Origin of the sequence: Streptomyces sp. 11-1-2, assembly GCF_003595545.1 — a bacterium.
GTDB lineage: Bacteria > Actinomycetota > Actinomycetes > Streptomycetales > Streptomycetaceae > Streptomyces > Streptomyces hygroscopicus_B.
Map to the genome: position 1 here is coordinate 4,620,442 of NZ_CP022545.1, position 22,049 is coordinate 4,642,490.

17 protein-coding genes and 1 tRNA gene are annotated in these 22,049 nt (G+C 73.9%); 10 read left to right on the forward strand and 8 right to left on the reverse strand.

Features of this window, described 5'->3' with window-relative positions:
- Nucleotides 1-31: 31 nt before the first annotated feature.
- From CGL27_RS19160 to CGL27_RS19185, 6 genes are all read left to right on the forward strand, one after another.
- Nucleotides 32-1,333 (forward strand): hypothetical protein, encoded by a 1,302-nt coding sequence (locus tag CGL27_RS19160; protein ID WP_240450997.1) that lies wholly within the window; start codon nt 32-34, stop codon nt 1,331-1,333.
- Complete coding sequence (locus tag CGL27_RS19165) at nt 1,324-2,985, forward strand: hypothetical protein (protein ID WP_119988793.1); 1,662 nt, start codon at nt 1,324-1,326, stop codon at nt 2,983-2,985. The genes CGL27_RS19160 and CGL27_RS19165 overlap by 10 nt, the downstream gene beginning before the upstream one ends.
- Nucleotides 2,985-4,367: an AAA family ATPase gene (locus CGL27_RS19170; protein ID WP_237299894.1), complete on the forward strand. Its 1,383-nt coding sequence runs from the start codon at nt 2,985-2,987 to the stop codon at nt 4,365-4,367. The genes CGL27_RS19165 and CGL27_RS19170 overlap by 1 nt, the downstream gene beginning before the upstream one ends.
- Nucleotides 4,368-4,671: 304 nt before the next feature.
- Nucleotides 4,672-5,037: a hypothetical protein gene (locus CGL27_RS19175; RefSeq protein ID WP_078641609.1), complete on the forward strand. Its 366-nt coding sequence runs from the start codon at nt 4,672-4,674 to the stop codon at nt 5,035-5,037.
- Between the two features lie 114 nt (nt 5,038-5,151).
- Nucleotides 5,152-5,793, forward strand: a complete 642-nt coding sequence (locus tag CGL27_RS19180; protein ID WP_119988795.1) for a bifunctional DNA primase/polymerase — start codon at nt 5,152-5,154, stop codon at nt 5,791-5,793.
- 56 nt (nt 5,794-5,849) lie between these two features.
- Nucleotides 5,850-5,923: transfer RNA gene (locus CGL27_RS19185), tRNA-Lys, on the forward strand.
- A 54-nt stretch (nt 5,924-5,977) separates the two neighbouring features.
- Here the strand turns inward: CGL27_RS19185 and CGL27_RS19190 are convergent.
- The 5 genes from CGL27_RS19190 to CGL27_RS19210 form a co-directional block, all read right to left on the reverse strand.
- Nucleotides 5,978-7,234, reverse strand: coding sequence for a nucleotide disphospho-sugar-binding domain-containing protein (locus CGL27_RS19190; protein ID WP_119988798.1), 1,257 nt, complete (start codon nt 7,232-7,234; stop codon nt 5,978-5,980).
- A 92-nt stretch (nt 7,235-7,326) separates the two neighbouring features.
- On the reverse strand, nt 7,327-8,076 hold the full coding sequence (locus CGL27_RS19195) for an SDR family oxidoreductase (RefSeq protein ID WP_119988800.1): 750 nt from the start codon (nt 8,074-8,076) through the stop codon (nt 7,327-7,329).
- A gap of 103 nt (nt 8,077-8,179) precedes the next feature.
- Nucleotides 8,180-9,130: a helix-turn-helix domain-containing protein gene (locus CGL27_RS19200; RefSeq protein WP_119988802.1), complete on the reverse strand. Its 951-nt coding sequence runs from the start codon at nt 9,128-9,130 to the stop codon at nt 8,180-8,182.
- Between the two features lie 93 nt (nt 9,131-9,223).
- A complete protein-coding gene (locus CGL27_RS19205) occupies nt 9,224-10,456 on the reverse strand; it encodes an FAD-dependent monooxygenase (RefSeq protein ID WP_119988805.1) in 1,233 nt (410 codons plus the stop codon).
- Nucleotides 10,457-10,735: 279 nt separating this feature from the next.
- Nucleotides 10,736-11,560, reverse strand: coding sequence for an AfsR/SARP family transcriptional regulator (locus tag CGL27_RS19210; RefSeq protein WP_119988808.1), 825 nt, complete (start codon nt 11,558-11,560; stop codon nt 10,736-10,738).
- A 181-nt stretch (nt 11,561-11,741) separates the two neighbouring features.
- Here CGL27_RS19210 and CGL27_RS19215 point away from each other — a divergent pair, with 181 nt between their 5' ends.
- From CGL27_RS19215 to CGL27_RS19225, 3 genes are all read left to right on the forward strand, one after another.
- Nucleotides 11,742-12,020, forward strand: a complete 279-nt coding sequence (locus tag CGL27_RS19215) for a hypothetical protein (RefSeq protein ID WP_119988810.1) — start codon at nt 11,742-11,744, stop codon at nt 12,018-12,020.
- 7 nt (nt 12,021-12,027) lie between these two features.
- Entirely contained in the window at nt 12,028-14,403 is a 2,376-nt protein-coding gene (locus CGL27_RS19220; protein WP_119988813.1) for a TOMM precursor leader peptide-binding protein, read from the forward strand.
- 138 nt (nt 14,404-14,541) lie between these two features.
- Nucleotides 14,542-15,798, forward strand: coding sequence for a histidine kinase (locus tag CGL27_RS19225; protein WP_240450559.1), 1,257 nt, complete (start codon nt 14,542-14,544; stop codon nt 15,796-15,798).
- A 40-nt stretch (nt 15,799-15,838) separates the two neighbouring features.
- On the opposite strand, the gene CGL27_RS19230 is transcribed toward CGL27_RS19225, so the two are convergent.
- The 3 genes from CGL27_RS19230 to CGL27_RS19240 all read right to left on the reverse strand — a co-directional run bounded on the left by CGL27_RS19230 (nt 15,839) and on the right by CGL27_RS19240 (nt 19,724).
- Nucleotides 15,839-16,444, reverse strand: coding sequence for a response regulator transcription factor (locus CGL27_RS19230; protein WP_014060949.1), 606 nt, complete (start codon nt 16,442-16,444; stop codon nt 15,839-15,841).
- Between the two features lie 140 nt (nt 16,445-16,584).
- Nucleotides 16,585-18,228, reverse strand: coding sequence for an AMP-binding protein (locus CGL27_RS19235; RefSeq protein WP_119988818.1), 1,644 nt, complete (start codon nt 18,226-18,228; stop codon nt 16,585-16,587).
- A gap of 230 nt (nt 18,229-18,458) precedes the next feature.
- A complete protein-coding gene (locus tag CGL27_RS19240; protein ID WP_119988821.1) occupies nt 18,459-19,724 on the reverse strand; it encodes a M6 family metalloprotease domain-containing protein in 1,266 nt (421 codons plus the stop codon).
- Nucleotides 19,725-20,042: 318 nt separating this feature from the next.
- On the opposite strand from CGL27_RS19240, the gene CGL27_RS19245 reads away from it, so the two are divergent.
- Entirely contained in the window at nt 20,043-22,049 is a 2,007-nt protein-coding gene (locus CGL27_RS19245) for an EAL domain-containing protein (protein ID WP_276147865.1), read from the forward strand.

Consider the following 22,049-nt stretch of genomic DNA (forward strand, 5'->3'; position numbering starts at 1 on the left):
GCTGCGCGGCCCGGCCACCGTTCCGCATCCGATGGACGCCCGCGCGCTGGCGGCGCTGGCCGCCAACCCGGGCTGCCGCCGCCGCGCGCTGCTGGACGGGGCCGGGGTCGACAAGGGCGCGCTGGCGTCGGCGCTGGGGGCTCCCGCGAACTTCGGCCAGTCGCAGTTCGCGCATCAGCGCGGCAACTCCTTCGAGGCCCGGGTCAAGGCCGACGGCGGCGCGGATCTGGTGCGGCTGCTGCACGAGCGGCTGCGTGACGGCTCGGAGCCGCCCGGTCCCGGCGCCGTCGCGACCCCCGATCTGACCGCGCCCGGGCCGCAGGGCCGCACGGCCCGTACGGCGCTAGCGCTGCGCGAGGCCACGGAGGCGGGGCGCTGGGCGCTGCTGGACCATCCGATGGTGAGCCTGGAGGTCGCGGGCTCGCCCGCCTTCCTGGAGCCGGACGCGGTCGTGGTCCACCCCGACGGGTCGTGGACGGTCGTCGAGATCAAGTCCTTTCCCATGGTGGACGGCTCCGCCGACCCGGCCAAGGTGGGCGCGGCGGCCCGCCAGTCGGCGGTCTACACCCTGGCGCTGGAGCGGGTGGCGTCGATGATCCGCCGACTGCCGGAGGACGGGGGCGACACGGCGGACGCGGCAGACGCCGTGGACGCCGTGGCCGTGGAGACGGCGAGCGCGGCGAAGACGGCTGAGGCGGCCGGGGGAGCTGAAACGGCAGGTCCGGTGGCCCCGGCGGAGGCGGCAGCCTCGGATGACCCGGCCGGAACGGCGGCGCGGGAGCGCCCGGTGACCCCGGCGGAGGCCGCTTTGCGGGCCCGGGTGCGGCATCACGTGCTGCTCGTCTGCCCCAAGGACTTCTCCAACCTGCCGACCGCCGAAATGGTCGACGTGCGCAAGCAGCTCGCGGTCACCCGGCGGCAGCTGGACCGGCTGACCCGGATCGAGGAGATCGCCGCCGCCCTCCCCGAGGGCACCACCTTCGACCTCCGGCTCACCGACGACGGCCGGACCCCGACCCGGCCGGTCGAGGAGCTGACGGCCGCCGTCGAGGCGGTGGACGCGGCGTACGCCCCGGAGTGCCTGTCCACGTGCGAGCTGGCCGCCCACTGCCGGACGCGGTCCCGCGCGGCGGGCCGGGTGGAGGCGCTGGGCCGTGGCGTCCGAGGCGAGCTGGGCGGGCTCACCACCATGGACGCCGTCCTTACGGCCGCCATGGAACGCCCCGCCGACGACGCCCCCACCGGCGACCCCACCGTGGATGCCCTGCGCCGCGCGGCGGCCCTGCGCGCCGAGGCACTCGCGTCCCACCCCGAGGCGGTGGCATGTCGCTGATCACCACCCTGGCCCGGATGGAGGCGGTCCGGGAGGGGCGGGCCCAGCCCCTGACCACCGTGCGCCACCGCCATCTGTCGGAGCGTCCGCTGGCGTTCGTCCCGCTCACCACCGCCGGTGAGGCGGGGGCGCCGCTCGGGGCGCTGGTGGGCACCGACCGGGACGCGCCGCGGCTGCTGATCGTGGCCCAGCCGCGCGACCGCGACCTGCGGTTCGCGTTCCTCGCCGCGCTCGCGGAGGAGATCCAGCCGTATCTGGACTCGTACGCGGACCAGGTCGAGCTGGAGGAGCGCAAGGAGACCGATCCGGAGACCGGTAAGAAGGTGCCGGTCCAGGTCGAGCTGTGCGAGGACGCGCCGCAGCTCCTGGTGCCCAGCGCCGCGGGCGTGGCGTTCGTCCGGCTGCTGGGCCGGTCGATGCGGTTCCGGCGGACCGCCGAGCAGGACCCGGAGACGCCCTTCCCGGCGCCCGCGCGGGTGCCGCTGCTCGGCCGCTGGCTGACCCACTACGGGGAGCGGTCGCGGGTGCCCGGCTCGTCTCTGCTGCTGTCGCTCACCGAGCTGCTGAGCCGTCACTGGGCGACCGGGCAGAGCAACCTGGAGGATCAGCACCTGGGCTCGCTGCTGGCCTGGATCGACCCCCCGGAGGACGTACCGGGGGCGGAGGCGGCGCTGCGGGCGGAGTCGGAGCGGGACGAGGACGGCCAGTTGCGCTGCCCGCCCGCCGGCCCGGCCACCGACCCCGCCTTCGACAACAAGCTGCTGGCACCGGCGATGTCCCGCTACGACGCGGCGCGTACCGAGACGTCCCAGGGCATCGCCGGGGGCGAGGCGCGGCTGCGGCTCGCCGAGGCGGAGCTGCGCGGGCTGATCGAGTCGCAGCTACGGCCCACCTGGGACGCGCTGTGGCACGGGGTGGATCTGCTGCGCGCCCTCCCGGAGGGCACGCGGGTGGCGGACCGCTGGAAGCGGGACCGCTGGTCCTACACCGGCCACCGGGACCGGGTCCGGGCCGGGGAGCCGCCGCAGCCCAAGCGGGACGACGCGGTGACGGCGGCGCAGAAGCTCGCCGCGCGCGAGACCGCGCAGGCCCAGCTGGACGCCCATGAGGCGCTGGACGATCCGCTGGTCATGGCGGGGCGGCGGCTGGCCGGTGAGGCGTTCGCGGGCGAGGTGATCGATGTGGAGATGGCCTGGTCGGACGCGAAGGTGCCACGCCCGCGCCCGCTGGTCACGGTCCGCACCGAGGACCGTCCGCATCTGGCCGAGCGGGTCAAGCTGCACCGGGTCATGGCCGACGGCAAGGCGCAGAGCGGGGAGTTCGCCGGTTTCGCGGACACCGACGATCCTGGTGAAGCCGTCGAGCCCGACGGCATCGACGAGGCGGACGCTTCGGGCGCCGCGGAGGACCCGGCCCGCGCGCTGGTGGTGCGGCTGACCGGCGGGATGGGCCGGGGCAAGCAGCCGGAGCCGGGCTCGGTGCCCGAGAAGGGCGACCGAGTGTGCTGGACGCTGTTCGAGCACGCCCCGCGCGGCGGCCCGGAGCTGCCCGACGCGGAGAGCACTCCGTGGACCCATGGCGGCCCGCCGGACGCCGCCGCGCCCGCTCAGGGCCCCGAGCCCGACCCGATGACCGAGGAGGACTATCTGTGATCGGCGCGGACCCGGCCGCCGCCGCGGCCCACCCGGGCCGTGCCCGAGCGGGCGAGCCGTTCGACCCGTCGGCCGCGGCGGCGCGCGCGACCGAGGCGATCCTGCGGGACACGCTGCACGGAGCGGACCGCGGCGTCGTCGTGGACTCCCCGCCCGGTGCGGGCAAGTCGACACTCGTGGTGCGGGCGGCGCGGGAGCTGGCCGCCGCCGGGCGGCCGCTGATGGTGGTCGCGCAGACCAACGCCCAGGTGGACGACCTGGTGGACCGGCTGGCCACGGCGGACCCCGACCTGCCGGTGGGGCGGCTGCACAGCAGCGATCCGCATCCGTACGACCCGGTGCTCGACGGTCATGCGTCGGTCCGCGCCTCCGCGAAGATCGCCGACCTCGCCGGGCTCGACATCGTCGTCTCCACGGCCGCCAAGTGGGCGCACATCAAGAACGTCGAGCCATGGCGGCACGCGATCGTGGACGAGGCGTACCAGATGCGCTCCGACGCGCTGCTGGCGGTCGCCGGGCTGTTCGAGCGGGCGCTGTTCGTGGGCGACCCGGGGCAGCTCGACCCGTTCAGCGTGGTGGGCGCCGACCAGTGGGCGGGGCTTTCGTACGACCCGTCGGCGAGCGCGGTCACCACCCTGCTCGCGCACAATCCGCGGCTTCCGCAGCACCGGCTGCCGGTCTCCTGGCGGCTGCCGGCCTCGGCCGCGCCGCTGGTCTCGGACGCGTTCTATCCGTACACGCCCTTCCGCAGCGGCACCGGCCACGGCGAGCGGCGGCTGAGCTTCGGGGTGGCCTCCGACGGCTCCGGGCCGGACCGGGTGCTGGACGAGGCCGCCGCGTCCGGCTGGGGCCTGCTGGAGCTGCCCGCCCGGCGCACCCCGCGCACCGACCCGGAGGCGGTGGCGGCCGTGGCCCAGGTGGTGCGGCGATTGCTGGACCGGGGCGCGGTGGCGGTCAGCGAGCGGTCCGACGAACCGCTGCCGGTCGCGGCGGACCGGATCGCGGTGGGCACGGCCCACCGGGACCAGGCGGCGGCGGTCCGGGCTGCGCTGACGGGGCTCGGGGTCTCCGGCGTCACCGTCGACACCGCCAATCGACTCCAAGGGCGTGAGTTCGAGGTCACGGTCGTTCTGCACCCGCTGTCGGGGCGGCCGGACGCCACGGCCTTCCATCTGGAGACGGGGCGGCTGTGCGTGCTGGCGTCGCGGCACCGGCAGGCGTGTGTGGTGGTGTGCCGGGCGGGGGTGGCCGAGCTGCTGGACGAGCATCCGTCCACGGAGCCGGTGCAACTGGGCGTCACGGTGAAGTTCCCTGATGGCTGGGAGGCCAACCACGCGGTGCTGGCGCATCTGGCCGAGCACCGCGTGACATGGCGGCCGTAAGGGCGCGTTGGCGGCGGCCATTGCTGGCGTGAGGGTGTGTCGGCAGCGGCCGTAAGGCTGTGTCGGCGGCAGCCGTAAGGCCGTAGCGGCGTGTCGGTGGCGGCCGTAAGGGCGACGCGTCACCGGCGGCCGTACGGTGCGTCACCAGGGGCGACGGTCCGGCCATGGTTCAGGGGGCGGCGGGGTGGGGAGAGACCCCAGGTCGGCGGCGTACGGCGGGGGCGCCCTTGCCCTACGCGCGACAATGGAGACAACAGAACCACCGCGAACCGTAGGTGCCTCACGACCCAGGAGGAGAGATCACATGCCCGAGCCGGATGCGGCTCAAGGCCGGCACGGCTCTGCGCCCCGGCGGCTGAAACCAGCGCCCCTGCTCTTCGAACCGGCCGCCGCCGCCTCGGACGAGGCGCACTTCTTCGACCTGGAGTCGATCGAGGACCCGCGTGAGCTGCTGTCCCGCTCGACGGAGCTGGTGCTGGCGTTCCGCGCGGCGACGGACCGGGCCATGGAGTTCCAGGCGATGGCGGCCGCCCAGCTCGCCGACCCGAGGCGGTTCGATCGGCTGACTCCCGCCGTGATCGCCGAGCGTGCCGAGTGGACCGAGGACTACGCCAAGAAGATGGTCGAGTTCGGCCGTGAGCTGATGCGGAGCGGCGAGGTGCCGGACTGACGGCAGGCGTGAGCCTGGGGCATATGCGGGCGGAAGATACCCGATGCCGACACCCGATGTCCCGGTTTCGCCTCATCTCTCTACACCGTCATCGCCGACGGTAAAGGTGGAAACATGACCAGAACGCCGCAGGACGCACTGCACACCGCCGCCTATGTCACCCCGGCGGGCGCGGACTGGCTCGCCTCGGCCAGCGCCTCGCCGCGCGGTGTGCAGGCCCTGTGGGCCGGAGCCCCGACCGCGGCGGTGACGCTGCCGTGCGGTACGGCGTTCGACGTCATCAGCATGGACGCGCTCTTCGGCCGCCGGGTGGTGGGCCGGTTATGGACCGACGGCCCCGGCACCGGGCCGGTCGCGGCCCGGGGCGGGCGCGTCATGCTCTTCGCCACCCCGGGCACCGCCCAGCGGCTGCCGGCGCTGCTCGGCTGGGAGGAGTGGGGCGCGACCGCTCCCCCACTGCTCTGCTACGGGCGGGGCGACGCGGTGACCGTGCCGCCACTGTTCCCGCCGGACCCCGATCCGCCGGAGGCGGCGCCCCTGGAGCGCGACGCCCGGGAGACCGGGACCCATGAGCCCGGCGCCCGGGAGTGCGCCCCGGTGCCGTCGCCGCGCTGGCTGGTCGCGCCCGATGTCCGCAAGCCCTGGCTGCCCGGTCCCGAGGTGCTGCTGTGGGCCTGTGTGAGGGCGGCCCGCGCCGCCGGTTGTGATCTTGTCGGCACGGCTGTGACCAGCACACCCGCCGTCTTTCCGGGCTGAAAGTTATCGATTTTCGCTCCGTGGCGTCCGGGTGCTAAGGTCTCCTACGTCAGCAGGCGCCGCTAGCTCAGTTGGTTAGAGCAGCTGACTCTTAATCAGCGGGTCCGGGGTTCGAGTCCCTGGCGGCGCACAGACAGCGAAAGGCCCCTCACTTCGGTGAGGGGCCTTTCGCGTACGACGACCCTCACGTCGCCGGGCCCGTGAGCCGGGTGACCGCCAGCACCGCCTTGTCCGGGCCGGGCATCGCCAGCGCCTCCCGCCGCAGGGCGTGCGCCGCCGCGGCGTACGAGGGCTGTTCCAGCAGTGTGAACAGGTCCAGGGCCAGTCGGCCGCCCGCCGCCCGCGCCCCGTGCCGCGTGCCGTCGAGGGCGTCGACGGGCAGATACATCCCGGCGCCCGCCCGGGCCAGCCGCGCTCCGTTCAGCTGCTGCTCGAGGCGGGGCGCGACGACCAGCTGCGGCACCCCGGCCGTGGCGGCGGCCAGCACCGCCGCGCCCCCGCCCTGGTGGAGCAGGGCCCGGCAGCCCGGCAGCACCCGGTGCAGCGGCCCGGCGGGCGGCCGCCCCTCGGCAGCGCTGCCGACCCGGACGACCTCCACGCCCCGCGCCTCTGCGGCCCACAGTGCGGCCCTTACGGCGTCCGGCGGGCCACTGGCGTCGTCCCACGCCGCGCACACCCGCACCGGCCCGGAGCGCCTCGGGCCGCCCGGCCCGTGCCGCCCGTTCGACACGGTGACCTGGCGCGCGGGGTACGGCCCGGCGCGGCGGGCCTCGTAAGGCGACGGCGCCTCATGCGGCGACGAGCCGTCCTGCGGAACGAGGCGCACCGGCATCCGCCGCGCCCGCGAGGGCAGTGCGAGGCTCGGCGGGCAGGGGTCGAGCCAGAGGTCGGGCTCGCGCGCCGGGTCGGCGCCGTAACGCCGCATCAGCCGGGCGTAGCCGGGCAGCGGCGGGCCTTCGAGCCGCTGCCGGTCCAACCGCAGCACGGCCGCGCTCCCCCACAGCTGGCCGATCGCGGGCACCCCCAGCGCCCCCGCGGCCACCGTGCCCGCGTACGCGCTGGCGTCATGCACCACCAGCTCCGGCTGCCAGCAGCGGGCGAAGGCCACCAGACCCTGGGCCATCGCCTCGGCGATCCGCACCTGCCGATCGCCCAACGCGCGCAGCACGCCGTGCTGCTCCGCGGTGAGCGCGGCGGGCCGCACCGGCCAGTCCGTCGGCCAGACGCCGCGCGGGCGCCGCGTCGCGTCCGGTGCCCTGACCACCGCCACGGGCAGGGCACCGATCTGCACCGGCACCAGGCCGGTCCGGGCGACGGCCGCCGCGCACTCGGACGGCACCGCGACCCGCACCTGGTGCCCGGCTCCGAGCAGGGCGCGCGCCAGCGGCACCATGGGAACGAGATGGGCGCCCGAGGCCCAGGTCGTGAAGAGGACGCGCACGGTTCACCTCCCGCAGAGGTTGAGCCGGCCGGACCGCCCGGTCCGGCCGATGGACATGACACCGAGCCGACCCATCGCTCCCCTCGCCGGGCTCAGCGGCACCCCCCGAGCGTCAGCGCTTCGCCGGTGACCGTGCCGTTGGCCGCCGAGCACAGGAAGAGAAGGGCGCGGGCGATGTCCTCGGGGGTGGTGGGCGGCCGGTCAGGCGAGGCGGGCGGCCGGTCAGGCGGAGTCGACGGCCGGTCGGGCGAGGTCGGCCCGGGGCACACGGCGTTGATCAGCACTCCATCGCCGCCCACTTCGCCCGCCAGACCGCGGACCAGACCGTGCAGCCCGGCCCGCGCCACCGCGTGGAACTCACCGTCGACCGCGCCGTCCGGTGCCTGCGGCGAGGCCACCAGCGCGATCCGGCCCCAGCCGCGCTTGCGCATCCCGGCGACGGCCCACTGGACGGTGCGCATAGCGGGCACGAAGCCGTCGGCGACGAGGGGCCGCCAGTGCTCCTCCGGTACGTCCTCGAACCGGGTGTGCGGATCGCGTCGCGCGCCCCGCTGCCGGGCGGCCGCCACCAGCACGTCGAGCCCGCCCCAGTGCTCCTCCACGGCGGCCACGACCCAGCGCGGCGACGCGGCGTCGTCCAGGGCGTACGGCACGGCGAAGGCCCTGCCACCGTCCGGTCCGGACAGCTCGGCGGCCAGCGCCTCGGCGGCCTCGCGGTGGTGCCGGAAGGCGAGCGCCACCCGGGCGCCCTGCTCCGCGAAGGCGCGTGCGGCGGCCCGGCCGATGGCCCCGGTGGCCCCGGTGACCAGGACCGTGCGCCCCTCAAGGCCGAGGTCCAACATGGGCGCTCCTCGCGGTCGTTCCCACTGAGAAGGCCATGGTCGCCGCCGTGACTCGAGTACGCCTCGACCTGTGCCCGAGGCTGCCCAGGGGACCGCTCGGCGGCTATCCGGCGTTTCGCTGGAAGGCGGAGCGGTAGCTGTGCGGGCTGGTGCCGACGACGCGCTTGAAGCGGTCCCGGAAGGAGGTGGGCGAGCCGAAGCCGACCTGAGTGGCGATGCGCTCGACCGGGTGGGTGGTGGCCTCCAGCAGATACTGCGCCTGCCGGATCCGGGCGCGGTGCAGCCACTGCAGCGGGGTGGTTCCGGTGTGCTCCCGGAACCGGCGGTTGAGGGTGCGGGTGCTCATGCCGATGTGGGCGGCGATCTCGTTGAGGGTGAGGTCCCGTCCGGCGTTGTCCTCCATCCACCGCAGCAGCGGTTCGAACAGCGATCCGCGCGGTACGGGCGGCTGGTCGTGAACGATGAACTGGGCCTGGCCGCCCTCCCGTTCCAGGGGCATCACGGACAGCCGCGCGGCGTCGGCGGCCACGGCGGAGCCATGATCGCGCCGGATCATGTGCAGACACAGATCGAGCCCGGCCGCGGCGCCCGCCGAGGTGAGGATCTGGCCGTTGTCCACATAGAGCACATCCGGGTCGACCTGGATCTTCGGATGGAGCTCGGAAAGCAGCGCACCGGCGAGCCAGTGGGTGGTGGCGCGGTGTCCGTCGAGCAGCCCGGTGGCGGCGAGGACGAAGGCTCCGGAGCAGATCGAGGCGATACGGGTGCCCCGGTCGGCGGCGTCCCGCAACGCGTCGATCACCTCGTCGGGGACCGGGAGCAGCGCGTCGCTGCGGCCGGGTACGACGATCGTGTCGGCCTCGGCGAGCGCCTCGAGCCCGTACGGGGCCTGGAGAGCGAACGCCCCGGCGTCGACGCTGGGGGCGGGGCCGCAGACCCGGACCCGGTAGGGCTCCCGGCCGTCGGGCAGCCGGGTGCGGGTGAAGACCTCGATCGGGGTGGCCAGATCGAAGGGGATGACCTGGTCCAGCGCCAGGATCACGACAGTGTGCATGGCCTCAACTTAGGCGGTGCGGCATATGCGGTCGAAGTCGGGGTGGCGATAAGTCGGTGCAGTAGTGTTTTCCAGCCATCGCGCTCCGGGGTGTCATATCCGGCCACACGCTCCGGCGTCGGCGATGCGGATCGACGGGTTGCCGTAGGCCATGCGCTGCAGGATCTTGCGATAGAGCGGCGTACGACGCAGCGCCCGCGCGAGACGGGGGCGCACCCGGGTGGTGAACGTGCCCTGCGAGAGGATCGCCCGGCTCTGCAGGGTCTGCATCCGCATCACCGCCGCGATATCGGGCCCGCGCCGCCGCTCGAACTCCGCCAGCCGCTCGGCGCTGGTGTCGCCCTCGGCCAGGGCGCGGGCCAACAGGGGGTGCAGCACCACCGCGTCCTGCACCGCGAGGTTGATGCCCTGGGCGCCGATCGGGCTGTGGGTGTGGGCGGCGTCGCCGATCAGCACCAGCCCATCGGCGACCCAGCGCTCGGCGCGTGCGGAGAAGACCTCGAGCACGCCGAGGTCGGCCGGGGTGCGGATCTGATCGCGGATCAGCGTGGCGTACCCCGGCACGGCACGCACCAGCCGCTCCTTGACATGGTCGAGGCCGAGGGCGGCGATATGGCCGTAGCGCCGGTGCGGCAGGGTCCAGCCGATCTGGATCCGGTTCGGCCAGGAGCCGTAGACCAGCACCGGGCCGCCGCCGGTGCGGAACACCCGCACATCGCTTCGCGGCGGCTCTTCCCTGGGCGCGATGAGCGTGCACCACAGCACATCCTGGGCGAACGCGTCGGCGCGGCCCGCTCCGATGCCCGCCAGCCGCCGGATCCGCGAGAACCGGCCGTCCGCGCCGACGACGACCCGGGCTCGCACGGCACAGCGGTCCGGCGGTCCCTCGGCGATGACCCCGGCGATCCGCTCCTCCCGCCACAGCAGGGCTCCGGCCCGCCGTCCGGGCAGATAGCGGAAGCCTGGCGAGCGGCGGCAGCGGGCGAGGAGCTCATCCAGCAGATGGGGGCGCGGAACGCTCAACAGGTGGTCGTACGGGGCCGCAAGCAGCCGGTAGTCGGCCTCCAGCAGCACTCGCTCGCCCTCGATGACCAGGAATCGGTCGTGCTCGGCACCGCGGGCGCGGGCGCCGGCGAGCACGTCGAGCGCGTCCAACAGCGCCATCGCGCCGGGTTGGAGGATTTCGCCGCGGAACACGCGCTGATGCGCGCGGGCGCACTCCACCACGGTCACCCGGGCCCCCGACCGCAGCATCAGCAGCGCCAGCACCAGACCGGCCGGGCCGCCGCCGACCACGCACACATCGGTGTCGATCTCGCGCGTCATCGCGCCTCCTGCTGGTCGAGCTCCAGGACATGGGCATCGGGCGCCTGTGGCATCCCCTGGACGCACTACGGCTCCGCTTGCCCGCGCGGGGGGATCGGGCAGCGGAGCCGTAGCGAGCCCGGCTGAAGGGCGGCGCCGGGCGTTCTTGGGGGGGATGGTTCGCCGGACGGGGACGACTGGTGGGGGGGCTAACGGGCTCCGGACGAGGGCCGTGTCGGGGCTGTGGGGGCTATCGGCTGTGGACTGTTGGCTATTGGCTGTGGACTGTTGGCTGTTGGGCTATGCGGCGAACAGGTCGAGCACCGGGCGGCGCCATTGGCCGTCCAGATCCAGATCGAGCGCCGGGTCGGAGGCGAGCACCGCCTGCTGGAGCTTCTGCAGTCGCGGCGACGGCTCCAGTCCGAGGTCCTCGACCAGTCTGGCGCGCAGCCCCTGGTAGACCTCCAGCGCTTGCCAGGGGCGGCCCGCGCGGTAGAGAGCGGCCATGCACTGGGCGTGCAGCCCCTCGTGCAGCGGATGACGGGCGGTCAACTCGGTGAGCTCCGTGAGCAGCTCGGCATGGCGACCCAGCCGCAGATCGGCCTCGATACGGCGCTCCAGGACGCCGAGCCGGCTCTCCTCCAGACGGGCCAGCTCGATCTCCAGGACCGGCCCGACCTTCACATCCACCAGCGCGGGGCCGCGCCAGACGGCCAGCGCCTGGCGCAGCAGCAGGGACGCCTGGACATCGTCCCCGGCGTCCAGCGCGTCCCGCCCCGCGGCCACCAGCCGGTCGTACTCATGGATGTCCACCGCGCCCGGCTGGGCCTCCAGCACATATCCGCCGTAGCGCGTGGCCAGGACGTCCTTGGAAGCCTGCGGGGCCTGCGGCCCGTAGGCCGTGGCCAGCCTGCGGCGCAGCTGCAGGATGTAGGTCTGCAAAGTGGTGAGCGCGCTGCGCGGCATCTGCGTGCCCCAGATTTCCTCCATAAGAGTGGGCACCGGCAGCATCTGGTTGGCGTAGACGGAAAGCAGTGCAAGGATCTGGCGCGGCTTGCCCGCGCTGGGCACGATCGACTGACCGCACGCCTCGACGCTCAGCGGCCCCAACACCTTGATGTCCATGGTCGTGTACCTCCGTCAACGGTCCGTCAAGTGCCTCCTGGCCGCGCGGCCTGCCACCGAGGCATTTAAGAGCCTCGCTTGTGGGCGACCTGTGCGGCCAGTGCCGGAGTAACGAGATCGATATGAGTTCCAGAGCGTCGCACCATGACAAATTCACACCCTGGCGATGAGAGAGTCCGCGATGACCGATACGCCCGTCCCACATGAGTCCACGAGCCCCGCCGTCCTGGCTCGTTCCGCCGAGAACACCGAGGTCACCGGAGTCGTCGAGATCGCCGAGCGCGCCAGGATCACCCGGCGCGCCGGGGCCATCGGGACCACCGCCGGGTCCATCGGGACCGCCGCCGAGGCCCTTCAGCCGCCCGCCGAGGACGACGACCTGGTCATCGAGGACCTCTCCGACGCCGCCTGGCCCATCGGCGCGCCCGCCATCTGCATCTGCACCGTCGGCGCCGAATAACCGGCCGATGACCGGCGAACTGGGCTTCACACCACATCTGCGGGTCGAGCCGGTACCGGGCGAGGCCGTGTATCTCGTCTCCGAGCACGGGGTCACGGCGCTGCACGGGCGGGCGATCGCCGCGCTCGCGCCGCTGCTCGACGGGTCGCGGGACCTCGCCCACATCCTCACCGAGGCCGCCGCGCCCGCCCGCGCCGCGGGTCCGCCCGGGGCGGTCCCGCCCGGCGCGGTCCCGGCCGGGCAGGCCGAGCGCGTGATCGCCCGCCTCCGCGCGGCCGGGCTGGTCTCCGAGCGGGACCACACCTGGACCCCCGAGGAGGCGTACTGGGAGCTGGCCGGGCTGAACACCGCGGGCGGCTCCGCCCCGGCCCCCGCGCCCCAGCCCACCCGCCCCGCCGTGGCCCCGCTGGTCCTCGGCTCGGCCGACCCGGGCGAGGTGGTCCGGGCGCTGCGCGCCGCGGGGCTGAGGATCGCGGACCTGAGGACCGTGGACGGGAAGGCGGCGGACGGCGATCCGCCGGCTTCCGGGGCCACTAGCCCTCGGCGCGAGATATGTCAAATCGCCCCCCGTCAATATGGCGACGCAGAACTCACCCTTGTGGTGTGCGATGACTACCTCGATCCGCGGCTCGCCGCCGTGGACGCCGCGCACCGCGCCGCCGGCCGGCGCTGGCTGCCCGTCAAACCAGTGGGCACCCAGGCGTGGCTGGGCCCGTTCCTCGGCGCCCCCGACGACCCGTGCTGGGTCTGTCTGGCCGACCGGCTGTGGCGCGGACGGCAGGCCGAGGCGTATCTCCAGCACCGGCTCGGCCGCCCCGGACCGGTGCCGCGCCCGCCCGCCTCACTGCCCGCGAGCCGCGCCGCCGCGCTCCAGCTCGCCGCACTGGAGGCCGCCAAGTGGCTGGCCGGGCACCGGCATCCGGGCCAGCGGGAGCTGCGCACCCTGGACAGCCTCACCGCCACCGTGGACCGCCATCCGCTCTCCCGCCGCCCGCAGTGCGCCGGCTGCGGCGATCCGGCGCTCGTCGCGGCCCGGATACGGGCGCCCCTGGCGCTGCCGTCGCCACGGGAGCCGCTGGCCGAAACCGGCACCGACACCTCCCCGCGCCGGATCATGGAACGCTACGGACATCTGGTGGACCCCGTCACCGGGCTGGTCACCGAGATCCGGCGCGATCCGCGCGGCCCCGCCGTCCTCAACTGCTTCCACGCCCGCCACCCTTCGTACGCGGGAGCGGGCCCCCAGAGCGGCCTGGACGCCGTAAGGGCCGGGCTGCGGGCTGCCGCCCACGGTAAGGGCCGCACCGCCGAGCAGGCGCGGGCGAGCGCGCTGTGCGAGGCCCTGGAGCACTACAGCGGCCATTTCCAGGGGGACGAGCCACGGCAGCGCGCCCGCTACCGCGATCTGCACCCGGACGACGCGGTGCACCCGGACACCGTCCAGCTCTTCGACCCGCGCCAGTTCCGTGACCCTGCCCTCCCCGCGCGCCACCGGATCCGCGATCCGTTCGACGAGGGCGCGGAGCTGGACTGGACCCCGATGTGGTCGCTCACCGCCGAGCGCCACCGGCTGCTGCCCACCGCGCTGCTGTACTACGGCGCCCCGCAGCCCCCGGGCCACCGCTGCTGCCGGGCGGACTCCAACGGCGCGGCGGCGGGCGGCACGCTGGCCGACGCCGTCGTACGGGGCTTCCTGGAGCTGGTGGAGCGGGACGCGGTCGCCCTGTGGTGGTACAACCGCACCCGGCAGCCCGCCGTGGCCCTCGACGCCTTCGACGACCCGTGGCTGGCCGAAGTGCGCGCCGCCCACCGGGGGTTGCGGCGCGAGGTGTGGGCCCTGGACCTCACCACGGACTTCGGCATCCCGGTAGTCGCCGCGCTCTCCCGGCGCCTCGACAAGCCCGCGGAGGACATCACCCTCGGCTTCGGCGCCCACTTCGACCGGCACACCGCGCTGTGCCACGCCTTCGCCGAGCTGAACCAGATGCTCCCGGCGGTGGTCGAGGCCCGCGCCGACGGCGGGGGCTACGGCGCCGCCGAGCCCGAGGCGCTGCGCTGGTTCCGCACCGCGACCGTGGCCGGCCACCCGTATCTGACGCCCGACCCGGCCGCCGTACCGCCCTCGGGGATATCCGGCCCCCCGGAGGGCGGCGCACTCGCCGCCGTAAGGGAGTTGGCGCGGCAACGCGGGATGGAGTTGCTGGTGCTGGACCAGACCCGGCCGGATGTGGGGCTGCCGGTGGCCAAGGTGCTGGCGCCCGGAATGCGCCCGCACTGGGCCCGGTTCGCGCCCGGCCGGCTCTTCGACGTCCCGGTCGCGCTCGGGCGGCTGCCGGGGCCCACGCTCTACGCGGACCTCAACCCGATTCCGTTTTTCCTGTGATCCCCCGTGATAACGAGTAACTCTGCGTACACCATGAGCCTTCCACGCGGCCTCTCCACCCCCGGCAAAGATCGGATACTCTCGGGCAAGCCGCCCAATCCGGCCCGACCATCCGGAGGACGAGTGCAGGGGAGCCTCTTGCCCGACGATGCCGGGAACCACCCACCGCGCCAGCACGACAATCTGGCGCCGCGCCTGGCCGTCGTCATCACGGTCCTCGTGCTGGTGGGCTACTTCGCCGTGGCCGTCACCTATGTGGTCGACGGCAATCGTTCGGGCAGGACGATCGACGCGGCGATGCTCGGGCTGGCCCTGCTGCCGATGACCATGCTGCTCTGCCTCCAGATGCTGCACTCCTTCCCCGGTCTCGCGCCCCGGCTCAGCGGCGCGCGCCGCTGGACGCTGACGCTCCAGGCGGTGCTGACCTTCGCCCCCTTCGCGGTCTTCAAGCACGCCTGGCTGGGCATGCCGGGCTTTCTGGCCGGTTCCTCGCTGCTGGTGCTGGCACCGGCGCTGGCGTGGCCGGCGTTCGCGGCCATCCTGCTGTGCACGGATGTGCTGCTGTTCCAGGTCGGCTTCGGCTGGGGCCAGGTCGCGTACACCTCGGTCTCCACCGCGCTGACCGGGCTGGTGGTCTTCGGGCTCTCACGGCTGTCCGGGCTGGTCTCCGAGGTGTCCCGGTCCCGGGCGGAGCTGGCCCGGCTGGCGGTCGCCCAGGAGCGGCTGCGGTTCTCCCGGGATGTGCACGATCTGCTCGGGTACAGCCTGTCCACGATCACCCTCAAATGCGAGCTGGTGCACCGGCTGGTGCCCCGGCAGAACTCCCGTGCCCAGCAGGAGCTTTCCGAGATCCTGCAGACCGCCCGTCAGGCCCTCGCCGACGTACGGGCCGTGGCCAGCGGCTATCGCAAGATGTCGCTGTCGGCGGAGTCGGCGACGGCCCGCTCGATGCTGGCCGCGGCGGGCATCAGCGCCACGTCCGCGATCGACTGCGGGCCGCTGCCGGAGCTGGTGGACACGGTGCTGGCGAGCGTGTTGCGCGAGGGGCTGACCAATGTGCTGCGTCACAGCAAGGCCGACCACTGCGCGATCGAGGCGCGGCGCAGCGGGCACCAGGTGTGGCTGACCCTCGTGAACGACGGGGTCGGCCGGCCGTCCACGATCCTGCGCACCGACAGCACGGACGGCGGCAGCGGAATCGGCAACCTCCGGGTCCGGGTGGAGAACCTCGGCGGGCGGCTGCGCGCGGGCGTACGGCCGGACGGCTGCTTCGAGTTACGGGCGGAGCTGGATGTGTCCGTGGACGCGCCGCCGCGGAGCGGCCGGGAGCGCGGTTCGAAGGACTCGAAGGACTCGAAGGAGGAGTACGGCCCGGGGCCGGCCGTGACGGCGTGACGGGCGTGCGGGCCCGACGGGCGTGACGGGCTGACGCGGTCTACAGCCAGCCCGCCTCGCGGGCGATCCGGATGGCGTCGACCCGGTTGCGGGCGTCCAGCTTGGTCACGGCGGACGTCAGATAGTTGCGCACCGTGCCCACCGACAGAAAGAGCTTGGCCGCGATCTGCGCGGACTCCTCCCCCTTCGCGGCGAACCGCAGGACTTCCAGCTCACGCGGCGTCAGCGGCTGCGGACCGTCGTCGAGGGCGGCCAGCGCGAGCTGTGGATCGATCACTCGCTCGCCCTGGGCGACGGCGCGGATGGCGTCGCTCAGCTTCTCGGGGCTGCTGTCCTTCAGCAGAAAGCCGGAGACATGGGCGGCCAGCGCCCGGCGCAGATTTCCGGGGCGGCCGAGGCTGGTGAGCATCATGGTGCGGCATTCTGGAACGGCGGTGCTCAACTCGGCCGCGGCGGTGAGCCCGTCCATACCCGGCAGATCGATGTCGAGGACCGCGACATCCGGGCGGAGTTCACGGGCGCGCGGCAGGATATCGGCGCCGTTGGAGAAATCGGCCACCACCTCGATGTCCGGTTCGAACTCCAGCAGGGCGACCAATGCCTTGCGCAACATATGCATGTCTTCCGCGATCAGCACCCTGACCATTCCGCCCCCTGCTTTCCCCGCCCCGTCATCACCCGCATGCCGATTATTCCCGCGCTCTCCCGGCCCTTCCATAGATTCGCGGGCAAATACGCCCGTCGAACGCATATCTCGTTGCGCGAGCGCTACCGCGCGCCCCCGTGTCATGCCGCACCACCCCGGCAGGGCTCACCGACCTCCGGACCGAACTCGGCGTGCAGGGCGCGCACTTCACCTCGTAAATAGCGCTCGCGCAGCAGGGCGCGCCGCACCTTGGCGGTTCCCGCCCCGCGCACGGTGCCGGGGCGCACCAGCAGCAGCGCGCCGGTCACGACGCCGAACTCCTCCGCGATCAGGGCGCGGATCCGCGCCGCCAGCCGGGGCAGCCCGGTGCGCGCCCCGCCCGCCGTACGGACGACCTCCTGGACGACCACCAGCGCCCCCGCGCCGGGCCCCGCGCAGAACACCCGGGCCGACCCCAGCGCCCGTGCGCAGCGCAGCAGTTCGCGCTCCACGTCCTGTGGATGCAGGGTGTGGCCGTCCACCAGGAGTGCGTCACGGACCCGGCCGGTCATCCGGAGCCGGCCGTTCACCGTAAGGCCGAGGTCACCGGTGCGCAGAAAGCCGCCCGGGCCCTCGGCGACGCGGGCGGCGAACAGCAGCGCGGTGTCCGGAGGACCGCCCCAGTGGCCGGTGGCGACGGCGGGGCCGCGCACCCAGATCTCCCCGGGCGCCCCGTCCGGCAGCCGGCGCCCGGTCAGCGGGTCCGCGACGGCGAAGTCCGCGCCCGGCACCGGTGCGCGCCCCGTGGCCAGCGCCACCGGGGATCCCTCGGCCGGGACGTATCCGGCCACCAGGGTGCCCGGGCGCAGCCCCAGCGGCGCGCAGCGGTGGGGGAACGCGGCCATGGTCCCGGCCGAGACCGGCTCCCCGGCGTTCAGCGCGGTCCGCCAGCGGGAGAAGTCGAGCCCGGCCGGTGGCTCGTCGCCGAGGAGGGCGGCGCAGCGGGCGTGGAGGATGTCGGGCGCGACGGTTTCGGTGATGCCGTGGCGGCTGATGGCCCGCAGCCAGCCGAGCGGATCGGTGCGGAACGGCTCCGCCGGAAGTGTCACGGCGGTGGCGCCCAGCCACAGCGGATGCAGCACCTGCCCGATCAGCCCGGGGGTGTGGCAACGGGGCAGCCAGCCGCCGATCCGGGAGTGGCGGTCGGTGCCGAGCGTCCGCCGCAGCCCGGCCATGGCCGCCGTAAGGCTGCCATGGGTGAGCAGGGCGCCGCGTGGGGCGGTGGCTGGCCCCGAGTCGTAGGCGAGCAGCGCGAGGCTGTCGACGGTGGTGCGGACGGGTTGCCAGGGCGCGTCGGCGTACGCGTCGGGGCGGAGTCCGTCGACGGCGAGGCAGGTCAGACCGGCGCGGCCGACCCGGGAGAGCCTGCGGGAGGTCTCAGTGGCGTGGGCGGTCTCGGTGAGGACGAGGTCCACGGCGGCGTCACGGACGATCGAGGCGGTGCGCTCGGTATCGGTCCGGGAGGCGGACGGCGCGGGGACGGGCACCGCGACGGCGCCCGCGTACAGACAGCCGAGCAGCGCCACCGCGGCGTGCGGACCGGGGTCCATGGCGAGCAGCACCCGGCGGCCGGCGGCGTCCCGGGCGCGCAGCCAGACGGCCACGGCGTCGGCGCGGGCGTCGAGCGCGGCGTATGACACGCGGTGTTCGGTGCCGTCGTCGGCGGGGTGGGCGAGCGCCGTACCGTCGGCGTGCCGGAGGGCCCGTTCCTTCAGGGCCTCGGCCAGATTCGCGTGTCGCGGCATTCTCAACTCCCGGGCGCCCGACGTCGGAAAGGGGCCCACAGTCTCGAAGCGGCACCTCGAAGCCGACTTGATCACCGGTTATGAGCGCGCCCCGGCGATCGGCGCGGCTCCGTCAGCGGCCCGACCTGGTCATCTTCGGGGCGTCGTCAGCGGCGCGGCTGGACATCGGCGCGGCTGGACGTCGGCGCGGCTGGGCATCGGCGCGGCTGGACGTCGGCGCGGCACCGTCATCACCGCGCCCGGCGGTTGACCCGGACGGTCCAGCCCCCGTCGGCGGCGCGGCCGGCCACCGTGATCCGTACGGAGTCCTCCTTGACCGACAGGCTGTCGCCGACGCCGAGCGGGGCGTCGGCGAGTTCGGGGTAGACCGACTCGTTCCAGCAGGCGGAGGTGGCGGGGTGGCCGTCCAGCACCTGGACGGGGCCGTCGCCCGACGCCTTGTCGTTGTGGACGCGGTAGACCAGCACGCCCTCGGTGCAGGTGCCCGCGTCGTTGCCACGGCCGCCGCGCGCCTCGATGGCCAGCGCGGTGGTGGGCCCGGTGCGGACCACGACCAGCCGGGTGCGGGTGTCGGCGCCGGGCCTGCCTCGCCCCATGGGCGCGGCGAGGGGCTGGAGGGTGTACCGGCGCGGACCGATGGCGCGGTCGCAGACCACCTGGCGCGCGCCGAGCCAGCCCAGCTTCCACTTGTGCCAGCCGAACGGATCGGGTGCCATGCCGAACTGGCTTCCCATCAGATCCCAGTCGCCGACGTAGGTGTCCCATTCGGCGCTGGCGTCGGTGTCCTTCGGCCGGTGGTAGAGGTCGGGCAGGTCGAAGACATGGCCGGTCTCATGGGCCAGGACATTGCGGTCCGGCGGATGGTGTTCGAAAACAGTGACCAGACGGCGCAGATCAACACCGTCGGCGCGCAGTGGCTTTTCGAAGTTGACCACTTTCGTCGCGTCGGCGTCCACACCGGGAGCATCGGGGTCGGCGACCAGATAGACGAGGTCATAGCGGCCGAAGTCGAGGTGCGGATCGGCGGACGCGATGGCGTCGCGCAGATACGCGGCGCGGCGCTTGGCGTTCCAGTCGCGCTGTATGGCGTACGCGGTGGAGCGCTGGGGCATGGTGAGCCAGCGCCGCAGTGGATGCACCCGCAGCGCGAACTTCCCGTAGGACGCCCGCTTGAAGAAGTCGGGAGTCGCGGGAATATGGTCGGCGGCCAACCGGGCCGGGGTTACTCTGGGCTTGGCGTCCGGGAACGACAGGAAGACCATCGCCGCGTCCAGTCGACGCACCGGGCGCGGATAGCGGGAGTTCCAGGTCTCCAGGCCCTCCGAGTGGTGGGCGTCGGTACGTTCCAGGTCACAGGGTCCGCCGGGGCCGGCCGCGACAGCGGGGCCCGCCACCACGGTGGTCGCGATGAGCGCGCTCAACGAGGTCAGCAGGGCCCCGGTCCGGCGCAGCCGAGGCTGTCGGTGCACCCCCTCGGGTACCTGAGGACGCGCCATGTCGACCTCCCGGGCGTAGTCCGAACACCCACTCCACCCTGAGGTGAATTGGCGGGGCACGCCCTGTTGGGATGGGCTGGTCGAGTGAAGAGGCCGCGATCCGGGTACGTAACAGACGGTCACAATCGGTCAGAGCGACTGTTGGCCCGCGCAGAGTCGAACAGATACGACCAAACACATTGTCAAGACGGCGGTGAGCGCGATGACGTCGATGGAACGCCCGGAGTACGAGCCCCTATGATCGGCACATGTCCAGCGGGGAATCCCCCTTCAGGCAGGAAATTACGGTCTGCCCGGCACCCGGTGTGAGACAACAAGATGCGTACGAACAACCTGGACACAACGAACGCCACGCGGGAGCGAGCGGTGAGCGGAATCCCTGACGGGCAGGGCCGCGCCCTGGGCGCGACGCTGCCGACGATCACAGAGCGTGATGCTGCCCCCAGCGTCCTCCCTGTTGCGGAGGACGCCGGCGCACCTCGCCCGGCCATCGGCGCGCCGTCAGCCCCGGGCGCGCCCCCAGCCCCGGGCGCGCCCCCAGCCCTGGGCGCGCCCCCGACACCGGGGGCGGCTCCGACACCGGGGGCGCCCTCGGCGTCAGGCGCGCCCCCGGGCGCCGGCCCAACCCCGGGCCCCGCGCCCGGCGACTACCGCGCCGCCTTCAATGTGGCGCGCCTCGCCATGGCCGTCGTCGACCGCGAGGGCAGGGTGCGCGACGCCAACCCCGCGCTCGGCGCCCTGCTCGGCACCGATCCGGCCGTGCTGACCACCCGCAGCGCGGCGGATCTCGCCAATCTGCGCGAGGATCCGCGCACCTGGAAGGAGTACCGGGACGTCCTGGGCGGCCGTCTCGCGCGGCTGCGCCGCACCCGGCGTCTGCTGCGCGCCGACGGCCATGCCCTGTGGGCCGAGGTCACCATCGAGCCCGCGCCGGACAGCCGCAGTCTGCTGCTGTCGATGGCCGACATCAGCGACCAGCGGGATCTCCAGGGACGGCTGCGCCATCTGCAGATGCACGATCCGGTGACCCGGCTGCCCAACCGCAGCCTGTTCTTCGAGCGGATGACCTCGGCACTGGAGGCGGCCACCTACGACCACGGAGGCACCGGCCGGATCGGGCTCTGCTATCTCGACCTGGACGGTTTCAAGGCGGTCAACGACACCCTCGGCCACCGGGTCGGCGACCGGCTGCTCGGCGCGGTCGCCCAGCGGCTCACCGAATGCGCGGCGCCCGGCGGCCATCTGGTGGCGCGGCTCGGCGGGGACGAGTTCGCCCTGCTGGTCCGCAACTCCACCGGCACCGAGCAGCTGTGCGACCTCGCCCGGTCGCTGCTGGCCGCCCTGCAGGACCCGTTCGACGTGGGCGGGCAGCGGCTGTCGGTGTCGGCGAGCATCGGCGTGGTGGAGCGGCCCGCGGCCGGCACCCACACCACCTGGCTGATGCAGGCCGCGGACACCACGCTGTACTGGGCCAAGGAGGACGGCAAGGCGCGCTGGACCCTCTTCGACCCGGAGCGCAACGCCCATCGGATGACCCGGCAGGCGCTGTCCAGCACCCTGCGCCCGGCGGTCGAGCGGGACGAGTTCGTGCTCGACTACCAGCCGCTGGTGGGGCTGGGCGACGGGGTCGTCCGCGGGGTGGAGGCGCTGGTGCGCTGGGACCATCCGCAGTTCGGGCGGCTGTCGCCGAACCGGTTCATCCCGCTGGCCGAGGAGAACGGCGCGATCGTGCCGCTGGGGCGGTGGGTGCTGCGCACCGCCTGCCGCCAGGCCCGCGCCTGGCAGCTGGCCAATCCGACCCATCCGCTGGTGGTCAGCGTCAATGTGGCGGTCCGCCAGGTGTGGGACTCCGACCTGGTCGCCGATGTCGGCACGATCCTGGCGGAGACCGGGCTGCCGCCGCATCTGCTGCAGCTGGAGCTGACCGAGTCGGCGGTGATGGGGTCGACGGGGCGTCCGCTGCAGGCGCTGCAGCGGCTCAGCGACATGGGGGTGCCCATCGCGATCGACGACTTCGGGACGGGCTACTCCAACCTCGCCTATCTCAGCCGGCTGCCGGTCTCCACGCTCAAGCTGGACGGTTCGTTCGTCCAGGGGTTCCGGGCGGAGGAGCATCCGAATCCGGCCGACGAGACCATCGTCGAGGCGCTGGTGCAGCTCGCGCACCGGCTGGGCCTCACCGTGACGGCCGAATGCGTGGAGAGCGCCGAGCAGGCGGAGCGGCTGAGGCGGATCGGCTGCGACACGGGACAGGGGTGGTTCTACTCCCGTCCGGTGCCGCCGGACCGCATACAGACGATGATCACCTGCCCGGCGTCCGGCTAG

Coding starts and splice junctions, on each gene's coding strand:
- CGL27_RS19160 (WP_240450997.1), top strand. CDS start 32: ATGGACGCCCGCGCGCTGGCGGCGCTGGCCGCCAACCCGGGCTGCCGC.
- CGL27_RS19165 (WP_119988793.1), top strand. CDS start 1,324: ATGTCGCTGATCACCACCCTGGCCCGGATGGAGGCGGTCCGGGAGGGG.
- CGL27_RS19175 (WP_078641609.1), top strand. CDS start 4,672: ATGCCCGAGCCGGATGCGGCTCAAGGCCGGCACGGCTCTGCGCCCCGG.
- CGL27_RS19180 (WP_119988795.1), top strand. CDS start 5,152: ATGACCAGAACGCCGCAGGACGCACTGCACACCGCCGCCTATGTCACC.
- CGL27_RS19195 (WP_119988800.1), bottom strand. CDS start 8,076: ATGTTGGACCTCGGCCTTGAGGGGCGCACGGTCCTGGTCACCGGGGCC.
- CGL27_RS19200 (WP_119988802.1), bottom strand. CDS start 9,130: ATGCACACTGTCGTGATCCTGGCGCTGGACCAGGTCATCCCCTTCGAT.
- CGL27_RS19205 (WP_119988805.1), bottom strand. CDS start 10,456: ATGACGCGCGAGATCGACACCGATGTGTGCGTGGTCGGCGGCGGCCCG.
- CGL27_RS19210 (WP_119988808.1), bottom strand. CDS start 11,560: ATGGACATCAAGGTGTTGGGGCCGCTGAGCGTCGAGGCGTGCGGTCAG.
- CGL27_RS19215 (WP_119988810.1), top strand. CDS start 11,742: ATGACCGATACGCCCGTCCCACATGAGTCCACGAGCCCCGCCGTCCTG.
- CGL27_RS19220 (WP_119988813.1), top strand. CDS start 12,028: ATGACCGGCGAACTGGGCTTCACACCACATCTGCGGGTCGAGCCGGTA.
- CGL27_RS19230 (WP_014060949.1), bottom strand. CDS start 16,444: ATGGTCAGGGTGCTGATCGCGGAAGACATGCATATGTTGCGCAAGGCA.
- CGL27_RS19235 (WP_119988818.1), bottom strand. CDS start 18,228: ATGCCGCGACACGCGAATCTGGCCGAGGCCCTGAAGGAACGGGCCCTC.
- CGL27_RS19240 (WP_119988821.1), bottom strand. CDS start 19,724: ATGGCGCGTCCTCAGGTACCCGAGGGGGTGCACCGACAGCCTCGGCTG.
- CGL27_RS19245 (WP_276147865.1), top strand. CDS start 20,043: ATGCGTACGAACAACCTGGACACAACGAACGCCACGCGGGAGCGAGCG.